This window comes from Pseudaquabacterium terrae (assembly GCF_013266755.1).
Lineage (GTDB): Bacteria > Pseudomonadota > Gammaproteobacteria > Burkholderiales > Burkholderiaceae_C > Pseudaquabacterium > Pseudaquabacterium terrae.
On sequence record NZ_JABRWJ010000018.1, the window covers coordinates 34,416 to 49,049 of the forward strand.

General features: G+C 70.0%; 14 protein-coding genes. 6 read left to right on the top strand and 8 right to left on the bottom strand.

What is annotated here, in order from left to right; translation table 11 throughout:
* Positions 1–30 precede the first annotated feature (30 nt).
* The 5 genes from HLB44_RS34570 (at position 31) to HLB44_RS34590 (ending at position 4,206) form a co-directional block, all read left to right on the top strand.
* Positions 31–546, top strand: a complete 516-nt coding sequence (locus tag HLB44_RS34570; RefSeq protein WP_173134753.1) for a GNAT family N-acetyltransferase — start codon at positions 31–33, stop codon at positions 544–546.
* Positions 543–1,067 carry a hypothetical protein gene (locus HLB44_RS34575; protein ID WP_173134755.1) on the top strand — a complete coding sequence of 175 codons (525 nt, stop codon included), beginning with the start codon at positions 543–545 and terminating at the stop codon, positions 1,065–1,067. The genes HLB44_RS34570 and HLB44_RS34575 overlap by 4 nt, the downstream gene beginning before the upstream one ends.
* Entirely contained in the window at positions 1,064–1,453 is a 390-nt protein-coding gene (locus HLB44_RS34580; protein WP_173134758.1) for a hypothetical protein, read from the top strand. The genes HLB44_RS34575 and HLB44_RS34580 overlap by 4 nt, the downstream gene beginning before the upstream one ends.
* Positions 1,454–1,485: 32 nt before the next feature.
* Positions 1,486–1,944 (top strand): hypothetical protein, encoded by a 459-nt coding sequence (locus tag HLB44_RS34585; RefSeq protein ID WP_173134760.1) that lies wholly within the window; start codon positions 1,486–1,488, stop codon positions 1,942–1,944.
* A gap of 126 nt (positions 1,945–2,070) precedes the next feature.
* Positions 2,071–4,206: a TonB-dependent receptor plug domain-containing protein gene (locus HLB44_RS34590; RefSeq protein ID WP_173134762.1), complete on the top strand. Its 2,136-nt coding sequence runs from the start codon at positions 2,071–2,073 to the stop codon at positions 4,204–4,206.
* On the opposite strand, the gene HLB44_RS34595 is transcribed toward HLB44_RS34590, so the two are convergent.
* The 6 genes from HLB44_RS34595 to HLB44_RS34620 form a co-directional block, all read right to left on the bottom strand.
* Positions 4,203–4,436: a hypothetical protein gene (locus tag HLB44_RS34595; protein WP_173134765.1), complete on the bottom strand. Its 234-nt coding sequence runs from the start codon at positions 4,434–4,436 to the stop codon at positions 4,203–4,205. The genes HLB44_RS34590 and HLB44_RS34595 overlap by 4 nt on opposite strands.
* 166 nt (positions 4,437–4,602) lie before the next feature.
* Positions 4,603–6,177: a sodium:solute symporter family transporter gene (locus tag HLB44_RS34600; RefSeq protein WP_173134768.1), complete on the bottom strand. Its 1,575-nt coding sequence runs from the start codon at positions 6,175–6,177 to the stop codon at positions 4,603–4,605.
* Between the two features lie 16 nt (positions 6,178–6,193).
* On the bottom strand, positions 6,194–6,745 hold the full coding sequence (locus tag HLB44_RS34605; protein WP_173134771.1) for a GNAT family N-acetyltransferase: 552 nt from the start codon (positions 6,743–6,745) through the stop codon (positions 6,194–6,196).
* A gap of 14 nt (positions 6,746–6,759) precedes the next feature.
* Complete coding sequence (locus HLB44_RS34610; protein ID WP_425500894.1) at positions 6,760–7,269, bottom strand: acyl-CoA thioesterase; 510 nt, start codon at positions 7,267–7,269, stop codon at positions 6,760–6,762.
* Positions 7,270–7,288: 19 nt separating this feature from the next.
* On the bottom strand, positions 7,289–8,263 hold the full coding sequence (locus HLB44_RS34615) for a tripartite tricarboxylate transporter substrate binding protein BugE (protein WP_173134774.1): 975 nt from the start codon (positions 8,261–8,263) through the stop codon (positions 7,289–7,291).
* A gap of 112 nt (positions 8,264–8,375) precedes the next feature.
* On the bottom strand, positions 8,376–9,359 hold the full coding sequence (locus HLB44_RS34620) for a LysR substrate-binding domain-containing protein (protein ID WP_173134778.1): 984 nt from the start codon (positions 9,357–9,359) through the stop codon (positions 8,376–8,378).
* A gap of 108 nt (positions 9,360–9,467) precedes the next feature.
* On the opposite strand from HLB44_RS34620, the gene HLB44_RS34625 reads away from it, so the two are divergent.
* The gene (locus HLB44_RS34625) at positions 9,468–10,370 is read left to right on the top strand and encodes a DMT family transporter (protein ID WP_246312643.1); all 903 of its coding nucleotides are present in this window, start codon (positions 9,468–9,470) and stop codon (positions 10,368–10,370) included.
* On the opposite strand, the gene HLB44_RS34630 is transcribed toward HLB44_RS34625, so the two are convergent.
* Both HLB44_RS34630 and HLB44_RS34635 read right to left on the bottom strand, forming a co-directional pair.
* Positions 10,367–11,503, bottom strand: a complete 1,137-nt coding sequence (locus tag HLB44_RS34630) for a saccharopine dehydrogenase family protein (RefSeq protein ID WP_343051752.1) — start codon at positions 11,501–11,503, stop codon at positions 10,367–10,369. The two genes, HLB44_RS34625 and HLB44_RS34630, sit on opposite strands and share 4 nt — an antisense overlap.
* Positions 11,504–11,611: 108 nt before the next feature.
* Positions 11,612–14,275: a TonB-dependent receptor gene (locus tag HLB44_RS34635; RefSeq protein ID WP_173134784.1), complete on the bottom strand. Its 2,664-nt coding sequence runs from the start codon at positions 14,273–14,275 to the stop codon at positions 11,612–11,614.
* Positions 14,276–14,634: the final 359 nt, after the last annotated feature.

Sequence of the window (14,634 nt, forward strand, 5' to 3'; positions counted from 1 at the left end):
GCACCTTCACCTCCTGACGAGCGAGCAGCGATGCGCTTCAACCACCGGGACGCGGCCGAGGGCGACCTTCCGCGAATCGTCGAGATCTACAACGCCGCCGTGGCGACACGCGAGTGCAGTTGCGACCTGGAACCCACGACCGTGGAGCAGCGCCACGCGTCGTTCATCCGGCACACGCCCGACCACCGCCCGCTCTGGGTAGCGTTCGACGCCGACGCGGCGTCGGCCGGCGTGATCGGGTACCTGGGGTTCTTCCACTTCATGAACGAGCGCCCGGGCTACTTCATCACCGCAGACCTGGCGATCTACCTGGACCCGCGCTACCAGAAGCAGGGGCTGGGTACCTACCTGCTCGGCCAGGCCATCGCACACGCACCGCGGCTCGGCATTGAAGTCCTGACCGCGACGATCTTTGCTTCGAACACGGGAAGCATTCGCCTCTTCGAGAACCACGCCTTCGAGCGCTGGGGCTACATGCCGCGCGTGGCACGGCTCGAATCGCTGGAGCGCGATCTGGTGCTGGTCGGTCGCAGGTTGACGCCATGACGGCCGCTCAAATGCGCCGCGCCGCACTCGCAACCGTCCTCCTGTCCGCACTTTCAGCGCAAGCGGGCTACCTGAGGGTGACGCTTTCCGACAACAACACCCGACTGACGCTGACCAAGACCGGCGGCGTGAACGTGCTCGCGCCGGCGTTTGCCGAACAGGTCGGATTCAGCGAGGTCAAGCTGTCCGCCGATGGCAAGCATGTCGGCTGGCTGGCGCTGTTTCCGAACTGCTGCACGTCCTATCCCATCGCGCTGAAGCTCGTGGTGCTGGACGATGCAGGCCGGCTTCATACCTTCGATGGCGAAAAGCTGGCCATCTTCGACTGGTGCTTCGTGCCCACCCGACGCGCGGTCGCGTTCCGGCAAGGCGTGCTGCACGGCACCGACGCGCAGCACTTCGAGCTGCGCCGCATCGAAGACGACCATCGCATGGCCCAGTACGACTATCCGCACGACGAGCAGCGGCAGGCGCATGCGCGAAGCAGGGCGCCGCGCTGGCTGCGGTGTGTTCCGGAATGAAGCTCTCGCTGTTGTTCGCTGATTGCGAAGTCGCCTCGGTCGATCACGCAGACAGCGGCGTCTCGATTCGCCTGTCGGCGGCGCACGTCGAGCAAGCGGCCACGTCGCAGACCGAGAAGCCTCTCTCCGGGTTCTCTCGCGGCGTCAACCTGTTCCTCGAAGGCGCAACGCTGCACGAAGCGACCGCACTCTTCGGCCGCGTCAGCGCCGGTCGTGTCCAGCTGGCCGGGCAATGGAAGTCTTCAATTCCACTCCCTCTGCTGCACGTCGGTCCCGTCACCCTCGAACTGGCCTTCGCAAACCAGTCGCAGCTCACGGTTTCGGCGCATGGCCTTCAATGCCGGTTCAATGGCGACGCCAACTTCGCAGAGTCCTACTTCTGCTAGGCTTTCCAAGACATCGACGTCATCAGCCGCACATGGACCTTGCCTTCCTTGTCCCGCGCACGGAGCTGACCAGCCTGCTCGAAGTTGTGCGACGGAAGTACGGCGGATATCACGTGCTCGACCACTGGAGGCAGGGCGAGTTTCACCATGATGTCGTGCTCCAGGTAGAACACCCGCACCCCGACATCCCGGGAAGGGTTCTGGTCCTGGGCACCAACTGCAACGGCGGCATCAAGGAGGTGCTGTGCTTCGCGGATCTCCCTGACCGTTGGGCGCTTTGGCACTACCGGTGCCCCGAGAACCCGGAGTTCAGCGGCGAGTTGCCCTCGCTCCTTGGATCCGCACGCACGAAGATCTGGTACGACCCGTGCGGCCTGCTGGGAGAGGATGGGCCGAGTGAACTGAGGCCGGAGTACCGACAGCGCATGCGTGGTGGCGGTTGGTGCGCTTCGGAGGCAATGCCACCCGAACGCGGCCAGGGACAGGAGTAGGCCTGACCTAGGCTTGACCAGGCGCGTTCCCGTGCGCCGCCCGCGGCACCCAAAAACAACGCCCACCGCGCTACACACCGTGACAAGATCGCGGCCGACGTTCTTCCAGCGCGGAGGCAGTGGCGAATGTCCGCTCGGGCGCCGTCGGCGCTCCTTCATCCCGCAGGCCGCCTGGCCTGCGTGCTGTGCTGCGCGGCCGCCTGCGCCACGGCCGGCGCCGCCACCAGCCGCATCGACGAAGACGATCTCGACCAGGCCTACGGCGACAAGGCGCTGATCAGCATCGCCACCGGCTCGCCGCAGCCGCTGCGGCGCGCACCATCGGTGGCCAGCGTGGTCACCGCCGAGGACATCGCCAACGCCGGCGCGACGCAGCTCGACGAGGCGCTGCTGCTGGTGCCCGGGCTGCACGTCGGGCGCAGCGCGATCGGCTACGTGCCGATGTACTGGGTGCGCGGCATCACCGGCAGCGTGTCGAATCCGCAGCTGCTGCTGCTGCACAACGGCTTTCCGTTCATCAACATCTACAACGGCGACAAGGGCAACCAGTGGACGGCGATGCCGCTGGCCAATGTCGCGCGCATCGAGGTCATCCGCGGCCCGGGCTCGGCGCTCTACGGCGCCAACGCCTATGCCGGCGTGATCAACGTCATCACGCGGCCGGCGAGCGCCACGCCGTCGACCACCCTTGGCGCCCGCGTCGGCTCCTTCGACACGCAGGACGCCTGGCTGCTGCACAGCGGCGCGATCGGCGGCTTCGATCTGGCCGCATCGCTGCAGATCGGCCGCAGCGACGGCCAGCGCCGGATCATCGAGGCCGACAACCAGACCCGGCTTGATCGCCTGTTCGGCACCCGTGCGAGCCTGGCGCCGGGCCCGGTCGACACCGGCCGCGACCTGCTCGATGCCACGCTGGAGGTCGCGCGCGGTGCCTGGCGCTGGCGCAACGACTACAAGCGGCGCGAGCACGTCGGCACCGGCGCCGGCGTGTCGTCGGCGCTCGACCCGACCAGCGAGATCAGCGCCGAATGGTTCAGCAGCGAGCTGTCGTGGAGCGAGCCGCAGTTGGCACCGCACTGGAGCGCCGGCGCGGCGCTCGGCGGCCAGTGGTCGGCCGACGTCAATCCGCGCCTCGTGCTGTTCCCGCCCGGCACGCGTTTTCCGACCGGGCTGTTCCCCGAAGGCGTGATCGGCGGACCGAACCGCTGGCAGCGCGGGCTGCGCGCGTCGGCCTATGCGCTCTACAGCGGCTTCGCGGGCCATCAGGTGCGCATCGGCGCCGGCCACGACGATGTCGAGCTCTACCGCGCCGAGACCTGGAAGAACAACACGTTGAACGCAGCCGGCCTGCCGGCGCTGACCGGCCCGCAGGTCGAGTACTCGGCGATCCAGCCGCACATCCTGCCGGCGCGCCGGCGCGTTCACCACCTGTACCTGCAGGACGAATGGAGCTTCGCGCGCGACTGGACCCTGACCGCCGGCGTGCGCCACGACCGCTACTCCGACGCCGGCCCGACGACGCATCCGCGGCTCGCGCTGGTGTGGGACGCGAGCGCCGCGCTGACGCTGAAGCTGCTGTACGGCAGCGCCTTCCGCGCACCGGCCTTCAACGAGCAGTACGGCATCAACCCGGTGGCCAGCGGCAATGCGGCGCTGAAACCGGAGACCATCCGCACCTGGGAAGCGGCGCTGAAGTGGCAGCCGGCGCTCGAGTGGCAGCTGACGCTGAACGCATTTCGCCACCGCATGCGCGACATCATCCGCACGGTGCCGAACCCGGCGCCCTCACCGGGCGCGATGTGGCGCAACATCGGCGAGCAGCACGGCCGCGGCGCCGAGCTCGAGCTTGCGTGGGAGCCGCGGCGCACGCTGCGCTTCAGCGGCCACTTCTCGTACCAGGTGTCGACCGATCCCGCCACCGGGCGCGACATCGGCTATGCGCCGCACCGCCGGCTCTACGCCCGCGCCGAATGGCGGCCGGCGGCGCGCTGGCTGGCGAGCGCGCAGCTGAACCATGTCGCCGACCGCCGCCGCGCAGCGGGTGACGCGCGCCCGCCGATCGCCGACTACACGACGCTGGACTTGACCCTGCGCCGCCTGCGCGGCGATGCCGCGCACTTCGGACATTGGGAATTCGCCGCCGCCGTGCGCAACCTGACGAATGCCGACGTGCGCGAACCCAGCCTGGCGCCGGGCGTGATCCCGAACGACCTGCCGCTGGCGCCGCGCGCGTTCTACCTTCAGGCGAGCCGCGAGTTCTAGTACGGGATGTACACGCGGTCCCGCGCACCCTGCCGGTCCGGGCCCAGCAAGCCGCACACCTTCTGCAACGCCGTGCGCAACGCGTCGCGCTCGCCAGCGGCAATGCGGTCGACGGCGGCCTGCAGATCCTCGTCGTCGGCCGCTTCGTGGAGCTGACAAAGCAGCACCTCGAGCGTGCTGCGCTCGGCGTTCCGCCCGGAGCCGGGCTTCAAGGGGAACTGAAGAACCATGCCGGCATGCTAGAAGCCGCCGGGCCGCCCGCGGAGTGACTTTTGCCATCCGCTGCCCCCCTCGGTCACGCGGATCCGACCGTGAATAGTTCACCGAGGTCGCCGCCAACGACCTGCGTCGGCGCCGCGCGCGCCGTGGATGCCGGCGAGCCGGGCGTTCTGATGTTCAGCGCCGATCCAGCGCCACGACCACCATCGCGATCACCACGCCGTAGGCGACCAGGCCGATGCAAAAGCGGTGCGCGTCTGCCAGGCGCGTGCGCAGCGCCGCGCCGTCGAGCACCGTGCCGGGCGCCGGCGTCACGGCGGGCATCAGGCGACTGGCGATGACGGTCGTCAGCACCGCGACGACCAGCCCGGTGACGTTCCACCACATCCAGAACAGCGTCGCGCCGAGCCCCCAGTACAGCGCCAGGTTGACCAGCAGCCCGAGGGCGACACCGGCGAGCACCGCCGGCCCGCGCGCGCGCCGGTCCAGGATGCCGCACAGGAAGGCCGCCAGCAGCGGCCCGTAGAACAGCGCGCCGACCTGGTTGATGCCCTCGACGAGGTTGTCGGCCAGATCGCCGACGAAGAGGCCGAAGACGACGATCAGCGTGCCCCAGAACGCGGTGATCCAGCGGCTCGCGACGAGGCGGCGCGAGGGCGTGATGTGCGGCTCGACGAAGTCGCGCATCGTCGCCGCCGACAGGCTGTTCAGCGCCGAATCGCGGCTCGACATCGCCGCCGCCAGGATCGCCGCGACCAGCAGGCCGCGGATGCCGGACGGCAGGTACATCGTGATGAAGTACGGGATCAGGTAGTCCGGCTTGCCCGCCGGCACGGCGGCGCGCAAGGCCTCGTGCTGTAGGTAGACCGCGCCGACCGCAACGCCGAGCCCGGCGTACAGCAGCGTCAGCGGAAAGCGCGCCAGCCCGTTCAGCCACAGCATCCGCTGGGCCTCGTGCACGCTGACGGCAGCGAGCTGGCGCTGCACCTGGCTCTGGTCGACGCCGTAATAGCTGATGTACAGCACGAGCCCGCCGGCGACGAAGCCCCACAGCGGCGCGCGGGCACCGTCGCCGATGCCATGCGCCCATTGCACCGCGTCGAGCCGCGACGGATCCAGCGCTGCCAGCACCGGCGCCACGCCGCCGGCCAGTTGCAGCGCGATCGCACCGCAGGCGACGATGCCGAGGACCATCAGCATCATCTGCATCACGTCGGTCCAGACCACCGCCTGCATGCCGCCCATCGTGTCGTAGACCACCGTGACGCCGCCGACGATGACGACGCACCAGGCCAGCGGCAGCCCGGTGCACACCTCCACGAGCACCGCCACCGCATACAACGCGACGCCGGTCGCCAGCCCGCGCGACAGCAGGAACACGCCGCTCAGCACCAGCCGCGTCGGACGGTCGAAGCGCAACTCGAGGTATTCGTAGACGCTGATCAGCCGCAGCGTGCGGAACACCGGCATCAGCAGCACCGCGATCACCACCATCGCCAGCGGCAGCATCAGCTCGTACTGCAACCAGCTCAGGCCGCCGCCGGGCACCAGCGCGACGAAGGCCGGGATGCCGATGAACGAGTTCGCCGACGACTGTGTCGCCAGCGTCGACAGCGCAAGCGCCCACCAGGGCATCGTGCGGCCACCGACGTAGTAGTCGTCCGGCGAGAACTGCCCGCGCGCGAGGTAGGCGCTCATGCCGAGCGTCAGTGCCAGGTAGGCGGCGATGACGATCCAGTCCAGTGTCGACATCGCACCCGTCTCCTGTTCAGCGCGTCACGGCACCGGGCCGCAGCACCTGGTAGACGAAGTGAGCGTCATCGTCGACCGGGTTGTCGGGCGCCAGCGGCCCCTCCGCGATGCGTTCGAACCCGGCACGTTCGAGCACGCGCCACGAGGCCTCGTTGTGCGCGCTGACCGGCACGATCACCGAAGGCGCATCAGGATAGTCGCGCCAGGTCGACTCCACCAGTGCGCGGATCATCGCCGCGCCCAGCCCCTGGCGCAGCAGGGTCGGCTCGCCGATGAAGTAGTCGATGCTCAGCGCCTCGCCGGGCGCGTGCACCACCGGCGCCAGCTCGTCGATGTAGGCGGGGTTGTCGTCGAAGCGGTAGCGCTGGATCAGCCCGATCGGCCGGCCGTCCTGCAGCGCGATGTAGATGTCGGCCGGATCGGCGCCGTCGATCGGGGCACCGAAGTCGGCTTCGACGGCCTCGGGCGATGGATCGTGGTGCCACCAGCGCTGCACGTGCGGCACCGCGAGCCAGTGCGACAGCAGCGCAAAGTCCGCACGCGTCAGCCGGCGGAATTCCAGCGCCATCGGCCGGGATGCCTTCAGCCGCCGCTGGTCGTCGCGCCCTTGATCGCCGCCAGGCGTTCGCCGAACTGCTGGCGCAGCTCCTTGCGCAGCTTGGCTGCCTCGTAGCGCCGGCGCTCGTCGTCGGTCTGCGGCTCGAAACGCGGCACCGCCACCGGCTTGCGCGCATCGTCCACCGCCACCATCGTGAAGAAGCAGCTGTTGGCGTGGCGCGCGGTGCGCGCGGTGATGTTCTCGGCCATCACCTTGATGCCGATCTCCATCGACGAGGTGCCGGTGTGGTTGACCGATGCGAGAAAGGTCACCAGCTCGCCGACGTGGATCGGCTCGCGGAACATCACCTGGTCGACCGACAGCGTGACGACGTAGCGCCCGGCGTAGCGGCTGGCACAGGCGTAGGCCACCTGGTCCAGCAGCTTCAGGATCGTGCCGCCATGCACGTTGCCGGCAAAGTTGGCCTGGTCCGGCGTCATCAGCACGGTCATGGACAACTGGTGGTTCGGGGTCGGCAGGGCGGCGTCGGTCATGGCGTGAGGTGGCGGTCGGTTATTCGAGCTTCAGCTTCTGCTGCTCGACGACGCGTTTGTACACCTCGAACTCGGCGCGGGTCTCGGCGCTGAACTGCTCGGGCGTGCCGGCGATGATGATCGAGCCGGTGTCCTCGATGCGCTTCTTCACGTCGGGCTGCTCCAGCGTCTTCTTCACCGCCGCCGAGACCTTGGCGACCACGTCCTTCGACAGACCCTTGGGCCCGTGCACGCCGTAGTAGGCCATGCGGTTGACCGGCTCGAGGCCGAGCTCCTTGAAGGTCGGCACGTTCGGCAGCATCGGCAGCCGCTGCGGCGCGGCAACGGCCAGCGCGATCAGCCGGCCGTCCTTGATGAAGGGCAGCGCCGAGGGCAGGTTGTCGAAGATGATCGGCACCTGGCCGGCCACCGCGTCGTTCAGCGCCGGGCCGGCGCCGCGGTACGGGATGTGGGTGACGAAGGTGCTGGTGAGCGACTTGAACAGCTCCATCTGCATGTGGCCGATGCCGCCGGTGCCCGAGCTGGCGTAGGTGTACTTGCCGGGCGCGCCCTTGACGATCGACATGAAGGTCTTGAAGTCCTTCGCCGCGAAGGACGGGTGCACCGCCAGCACGTTCGGCGTCGCCGCGATGTTGATGATCGACGTGAAGTCGGTCAGCGGGTTGTAGCTCGTCTTCGGATTGATCGCCGGCACCGACGCGGTGGTCGACACCGTGGCGATGCCCAGCGTGTAGCCGTCGGGCACGGCGCGGGCGATCTCGCCGGCGCCCAGCAGGCCGCCGGCGCCGGCCTTGTTGTCGACCACCATCGTCTGCCCGAGCGCCGGCTGGATCTGCTGCGCAACGACGCGGGCAATGATGTCCGTCGTGCCGCCCGGCGCGAACGGCACGACGACGCGCACCGGCTTGTCGGGGTAGGACTGGGCCTGCGCGAGCGGCGCGGCGGCCAGCGCGGTCAAGGCAAGGACGTGCAGCGAAAGGACACGGCGGTTCATCGAGGTCTCCTGGGTGGGGGAAAGGTCGGCGCCCGGATCGTCGCCCGGGCTGCACCGGACAAGCCTTAGCAGCGTGCGTGCCAGGCACGCAGCGCGCCGCCTGAAGGCGTCGCTACCGAGGAGAACGGCGCGCGGCAGCCGCGGTCGTCGCCGCGCGCGGCGTGCGGTCGGCCGGAATCGCGGCCGGCGCGCGTGCGGTTCGCCGGACAGGCGCGGTCGCGCCGCGCGCTTCCGCCAGCACCCAGTCGCGGAACTGCAGTGCCTCGGCCGACAGACCCGGGCCGCGGCCCGCCGGCCAGACGACGTACATGCCGACGCCGGTCTCGTAGGGCTGCGCATCCAGCACGCACAGGCGGCCCTCGGCCAGCTCGTCCTGGATGAAGGGCGGCGGCACCAGCGCAACGCCCTGCCCGTCCAGCGCGGCGGCGATGACCATCACGGTGTGCGAGAAGTGCAGCCCGCTGCCGGTGTCGATGCCGGCGACGCCGGCGCGCTCGAGCCAGCCCGGCCACCACGGATGCCCGACCTCGTGCAGCAGCCGCGCGCGCGGCCAGCCGCGTGCCGGCCCTTGCTTGAAGTGGCGCTTCGCATAGGCCGGCGCGCACACCGGCACGACCTCCAGCCCGAACAGCCGCTCGGCCTCGGTGCCCGGGTAGCGGCCCTGTCCCTCGCGGATCGCCAGGTCCCAGTCGCCGCTGCCGAGATCGAGCAGACGGTGGTCGGCATCGACCTGCACGTCGACATCCGGGCAGCGGTCCATGAACCGCTGCAGCCGCGGCACCAGCCAGCGCACCGCGAAGCTCGCCACCGTCGTGATGCGCACGCGCTGCTCGCGCGGCCGCACCTGCTCGGCCGCTTCGGCAATGGCGTGCAAATGACGCGTCGTGCCGAGGTGCAGCTGCCGGCCGGCCTCGGTCAGCACGACGCTGCGGCCCTGGCGCTGCAGCAGCGGCACGCCGAGCGAGCGCTCGAGCTGCTTGACCTGCTGCGTCACCGCCGCCGGCGTGACGAACAGCGTCTCGGCGGCGGCGCGGATCCCGCCCAGGCGGGCCACCGCATCGAACATCCGCAGCGCATGCAGGGGCGGCAGCTTCATCGTTAAGCCATTCTGAACAACCGAGCCAGAAAACATCGCTTGTGTCGTCAAGCGGACATTGACAGTATGCGGTCCATCGGGGCGACCGCCCCGCCCCGGAACTGCCCCATGCCCTGGATCGCCGATCTCGTCCTGTTGTCCGCGCTGTGGGGCGGCTCGTTTTTGCTGATGCGCCTGGGCGCACTCGAGTTCGGCGCGCTCGGCACCGCGTTCCTGCGCGTCTTCCTCGCCGCGCTGATGCTGCTCGGCCTGCTGGCGGCGCGGCGCGAGCTGCACCTGCTGCGCAGCCACTGGCGGCCCTCGCTCTTCGTCGGCGTGATCAACAGCGGCATCCCGTTCGTGCTGTTCTCGTTCGCGGTGCTGTCGATCCCGACCGGGCTGACGGCAATCCTCAACGCCACCGCGCCGATCTGGGGCGCGCTCGTCGCCGCCGTGTGGCTGCGCGAACGGCTGGCCGCGCCGCGCGCGGCCGGGCTGCTGATCGGCGTGGTCGGCGTGGCCGTGCTCAGCTGGGACAAGGTGGCCGGCAACCAGGGCGCCGCCGCGTGGGCCGTGCTCGCGGTGCTGGCGGCGACGCTGTTCTACGGCATCTCGGCCAGCTTCACGAAGCGCTACCTGCCCGGCGTGCCGCCGCTGGCCACCGCGGCCGGCAGCCAGCTCGGCGCGACGCTCGGGCTGGCGCTGCCGGCAGCCTTCACCATGCCGCCGCTGGTCGGTGCCGGCGCCCCGGGCCTGCGCGCTTGGGCTGCGGTGATCGCGCTCGCCGCGCTGTGCACCGCGCTGGCCTACGTGCTGTTCTTCCGCATCATCCAGCGCGCCGGCCCGCAGCGGGCGCTGACGGTGACCTTCCTGGTGCCGTTGTTCGGCGTGCTCTACGGTGCGCTGCTGCTCGACGAACGGCTCGATGCGCGCGCGCTGGGCGGCGCGGCGATCATCCTCGCCGGCACCGCGCTGGCGGTCGGCGTGGTCAAGTGGCCGCGCCGCCGCGAGGCCGCTCCGGTCGGGCGCTAGCCGCCTGCAGGCGGCGGCTCGTCGAGCACGTCGACCAGCATGCCCCAGCGCGCGAACTCGGGCGCGAAGTCATCCAGCGTCAGCAGTCCCGCGCAGGGCATCGCGCCGATCGGCAGCGCCTCGCCGTGGGCCAGCCGGCGCGCGAGCAGGATCGCGGCCATGCACGGGATCTCGGGGCCGTGGTCGTTGCCGGCAGTGACGTGCCAGCTGCGCCGGGCCGGGTTGCCGGCGGCGTCGCTGCCCTGCACGCGCAGCACCATCGCGCCGGTGCCGCCGCGCGCGAACGGGTCCAGCCAGTCGGCCGCGCGGTGCAGCAGCCGTGCCAGGCGCTCGGGCCGCCGCAGCAGCCCGGCGCGGCGCAAGGCCGCCAGTGCCGCCAGGCCGCGCTGCGTGATCGACAGCTCCAGCGCAGCGCGAAAGCCGACTGCTTGCACGCCGGGATGGCGCGCCGGCAGCAGTTCCAGGTCGGGCACGTCGCACAGCGCACCGAGCCGTGGCTGCAAGCGCGCAAAGTGCACGGCCACCGGATCGGCCCAGCCGGTCTGCTCGATCCAGCGGCCGTCTTGCCACACGCGCACTGGCGCGCCGCAGTAGCCGAGCACGGCCTCGAGCGTCGCGACGCCGCGCGGCGCGGTCTGCGCCGGCGCGATGCAGCTGTGAATCGATTCGATGCGCTGCCAGCCGCGTGTGAGCTCGTCGACCGCCGCGGTCGACAGCGCCGGCAGCGTGCTCGCGCCGGTGATGGCGCTGCGCCCCGCGGCGCGAAAGCGCGCGTCGAGCGCACCAGCGAAATCGCAGACGAAGCGGCGGCCATCGGCCAGGTCGATGTAGTGCGCGCCGGCCGCGGCCGCGGCTTCGGCGACGCGCCAGTCCTGCTGCTGGAAGGGACCGGCGGTGTGGACCACCAGGCCGACGCCTTCGCGCTTCAATCGCGCAGCCAGGTCGTCGGCCAGTGCGTCGATGCCGAGCGCTTCGGCGCCCAGCGCGGCGGCCGCCGCTGCGGCGCGGTGGGCATCGCGCCCACCCACGACCAGCGCGATCTGGGGGTCCTGCGCCAGCGCCCGCGCGATGCGCGCACCGAAGTTTCCATAACCACCGAGAACGAGGGTGCGCAGGCGGTGGTCAGGGTTCACTCGGATGAAAGGCGGAGGGCAGCGGACGGGCCGGATTATCCCGACCCGTCCGCCGCGCCGCCGCGGCGAGCGCCGACCCGTTGAACGCCCGCCGCCCCCTCGCTGGTCCTAGAACGTGAAGCCCACGGAGAGCTCGTACGAGCGCCCGAACAGCGGCCGCGCGAGGAACACGCCGTTCTCGTCGGCCCCGGCGCCCGGCGCGCGGAAGTTGCCTTCGGTCAGGCCGATTTCATTGGTCAGGTTGCTGCCGGTGAAGCGCACTTCGATGCCGTTGTTCATCTGCGCGACGATGCCGGCGTCCAGCGTCTTGTAGGCCGGCAGCTTCAGCACGTTGTTGTTGGCCGCGAAGCGTTCGCCGACGTAGCTGTAGGTGCCGAAGAAGCGGAACGCGCCGAATTCGGTCGGCAGCTTGTAGCTCGGCGTGAAGCGGTAGTACAGCTTCGGCTGGCGCGGCACGATGTTGCCCGTCTGCGTGCCGAAGTCGGTGAACTCGCTCTTCTGGTAGTTGCCGATCAGGTCCAGCGTCAGCCCGCGCAGCGGCCGCAGCGACGCTTCGAACTCGACGCCGGTGGCCTTCGAGCTCGCCCGCTCCACCGTGTTGCCGGCATTCGTGAACTGCTGCGACTGCGAGTTCTTCAGCCGGTTGTGGTACGCGGTGACGAAGGCGGTGTACAGCGGCGTCGCGGTCTTCAGGCCGATCTCGACCTGCGAGATGTCCTCGACCGGCGAGGTCGGATCGCTGGCGGCGCGGCCGCGCAGCACGTCGAAATCGGGCAGCCGGTGGCCGCGGTTCAGGCGGCCGAAGACGCTGAACGAGCGCGACAGGTTGTAGTTCGCACCGAAGGTCAGCGAGGTCTCGCGCAACCGGCTGACACCGCCCGGTGCGAGCTGGCTGGTGGTGCCGGTGAAGTACGACAGGTTGTTGTTGTAGAGCGTCAGCGGGTCGCCGTCGATGTCGCCACCGGTCGAGTCGGCCAGCGTGCCCGACATGCGCTGCTGCTCGAAGCGCACGCCGCCATCGAGGCGCAGCTGCTCGTTGACCTTCCACTCGTCGGCGACGTAGATCGCGGTGTTGGTGCCGTTGTACTTGCCGTCGAGGTTGAACGAGAACGGCGGCGTGACGAAACCGCGGCCCGAGGCGCGCACGCCGTTGTTCAGCGTCACGTCGATCAGCCGGGCATGCGGCTCCACCGTCATCAGCTGCGCCTGGCCGAGCATCCACTGGTCGTGCGACGAGTAGTCGGCCAGGTACAGGCCGAACGTCAGCGTGTGGCCGCCGCCCACTTCACGCGATAGGCGGGTTTCGTTGGTGAAGGACTGCATGTCCTTGTCGACCGCCCACATGCCGTTGACGACGACCTGGCGGTTCAGGTCGGTGATCTCGGTGCCGCCATTGACGAAGCGCGCCGTGCCGCCGGTGGCCGCCGCGCCGGCCGCGTTGCGCACGCGGGCGCTGTCGTTGGCCGCGGTGACCTGCGCGTTGATGTACGAGCCCAGCGTCTGCGGATTGGCGCCCGAGAAGAGCGCGTAGGTCGGCACGCTGCCCGAGGTGTAGCCCAGCTTGTTCGACAGCGACCAGCTGCCGAGCCTGGTGTCGAGCATGGCGCCGAAGGTGTTGACCTTGGCGCCGCGGCCTTCGGCGAAGTCGCGCGTGGTCGTCTCGCGGGCGATTTCCGGCGTGCCGTCGGCGCGTTGCCGGCCGGTCGCGCGGCCGCCTTCGAGCGTCACGTGGCGCAGCTCGTTGCCGTAGTAGTAGGCGGTGAGTGCGTCGAAGCCGGGGAAGCTGGAGACGCTCTTGCCGTCGTTGCTGCCGACCACCGGGATGGCGGTGTAGAACGCGTTCTTGTCGTTCATCGCGCGGGCATAGACGCTGACCGAGCCGCCGTCGTCGAGCTTGCGCGTCAGCATGCCGCTGAACTGGCCGCCGCGGTCGGCCGGGAATTCGGTGTCGCGGATGCCGGACGAGGAACGATAAAAGCCGCCGACCATCGCCGACCACTTGTCGCCGAGCGGCGCGCTGAAGACGCCGTCGATGCGGCGGAGGTTTGCCGTGCCGGTGCTCAACCGCAGACCACCTTCGGCGGCGTCGCCGCCCTTCTTCTGGATGAAGTTGACGGTGATGCCGGGCTGGCCGCTGCCGAAGATCGGGCTCGGGCCGCCGCGCAGCACCTCGACGCGCTCGATCGTGTCGTCGAGGCGGAACATCTGGGATTGCTCGAAGAACGACAGCGTCGGCAGGCCGAACAGCGCCGAGCCGTTGAGCTGGAAGGTGGAGTACGGGCCGTCACCGGGCGTCGGGAAGCCGCGCACGCGCATGTTGGCGCCGGACTGGCCGCCGGTCGTCTCGACGAACACGCCGGGCACGATCTTCAGCAGGTCGGCAGTCGACGACGGCGCGGCCTGCTTGATCTGCTCCTCGTCGGCGGTGGTGATCGAGAAGCTGGCCTCCAGCTTGCGCAGGCCCTCGCGGCGCGCGGTGCCGGTGACGATGATCTGGTTGACTTCCTTGGTCGCCGCGTCCTCGGCGGCCTTCGCGGCCGGCTTGGCCGCAGCGGCAGGAGCCGGCTGGTCGGCCGCCTTTTCGGCGCTAGCCTGCGCCACCTGCTGCTCGGCCACCGGCTTGGCCGGTGCCTCGGCCGCCGACGCGGCCGGTGCAGGTGCGGCCGGTGCCGCCGGCTGGTCTGCCGCATGCGCCCGCTGCGCCGCGAGCAAGGCGGCCAGTGCCGCGGTCGCGAGCAGCGTGCGGCTCGGCATGGTCGTCCGTGTGTTCATCGTTTGTCGCCCCACCATCGTTGTCTTGATTCGAGCGGTCCTCGGGACCGCCCGGCGCCTGAGACAGCACCACTCGGCTACTGTTCGGGGGCGACTGTAGAAATCGCATGCCAACCGATGATTTTCTTTGTCGCGCCGGCCGCGGAAACTCGATTTCAAAGCTGCGCGCCGGCGCGTAACTTTCGAAATCTCGGCGCCGATCCCGGCCGGCGGCGGTTTACAACTGCGCGCCGCCACTGCGGTCAAAGTGCCGGTTTGAGCAGCTTTTGCAGTCCTGTTCGAGCGCTCGATTCGAGACCCCACCGTTAGCATTCACTTACCGAGCCGGGCTCCCACGCCCGGCTTCTTGTTGTTGCTTG

Bases quoted from the DNA above. Each gene is read 5' to 3' on its own strand.
- HLB44_RS34570 (WP_173134753.1), top strand. From the start codon at position 31: ATGCGCTTCAACCACCGGGACGCGGCCGAGGGCGACCTTCCGCGAATC.
- HLB44_RS34575 (WP_173134755.1), top strand. From the start codon at position 543: ATGACGGCCGCTCAAATGCGCCGCGCCGCACTCGCAACCGTCCTCCTG.
- HLB44_RS34580 (WP_173134758.1), top strand. From the start codon at position 1,064: ATGAAGCTCTCGCTGTTGTTCGCTGATTGCGAAGTCGCCTCGGTCGAT.
- HLB44_RS34585 (WP_173134760.1), top strand. From the start codon at position 1,486: ATGGACCTTGCCTTCCTTGTCCCGCGCACGGAGCTGACCAGCCTGCTC.
- HLB44_RS34590 (WP_173134762.1), top strand. From the start codon at position 2,071: ATGTCCGCTCGGGCGCCGTCGGCGCTCCTTCATCCCGCAGGCCGCCTG.
- HLB44_RS34595 (WP_173134765.1), bottom strand. From the start codon at position 4,436: ATGGTTCTTCAGTTCCCCTTGAAGCCCGGCTCCGGGCGGAACGCCGAG.
- HLB44_RS34600 (WP_173134768.1), bottom strand. From the start codon at position 6,177: ATGTCGACACTGGACTGGATCGTCATCGCCGCCTACCTGGCACTGACG.
- HLB44_RS34605 (WP_173134771.1), bottom strand. From the start codon at position 6,745: ATGGCGCTGGAATTCCGCCGGCTGACGCGTGCGGACTTTGCGCTGCTG.
- HLB44_RS34610 (WP_425500894.1), bottom strand. From the start codon at position 7,269: ATGACCGACGCCGCCCTGCCGACCCCGAACCACCAGTTGTCCATGACC.
- HLB44_RS34615 (WP_173134774.1), bottom strand. From the start codon at position 8,263: ATGAACCGCCGTGTCCTTTCGCTGCACGTCCTTGCCTTGACCGCGCTG.
- HLB44_RS34620 (WP_173134778.1), bottom strand. From the start codon at position 9,359: ATGAAGCTGCCGCCCCTGCATGCGCTGCGGATGTTCGATGCGGTGGCC.
- HLB44_RS34625 (WP_246312643.1), top strand. From the start codon at position 9,468: ATGCCCTGGATCGCCGATCTCGTCCTGTTGTCCGCGCTGTGGGGCGGC.
- HLB44_RS34635 (WP_173134784.1), bottom strand. From the start codon at position 14,275: ATGAACACACGGACGACCATGCCGAGCCGCACGCTGCTCGCGACCGCG.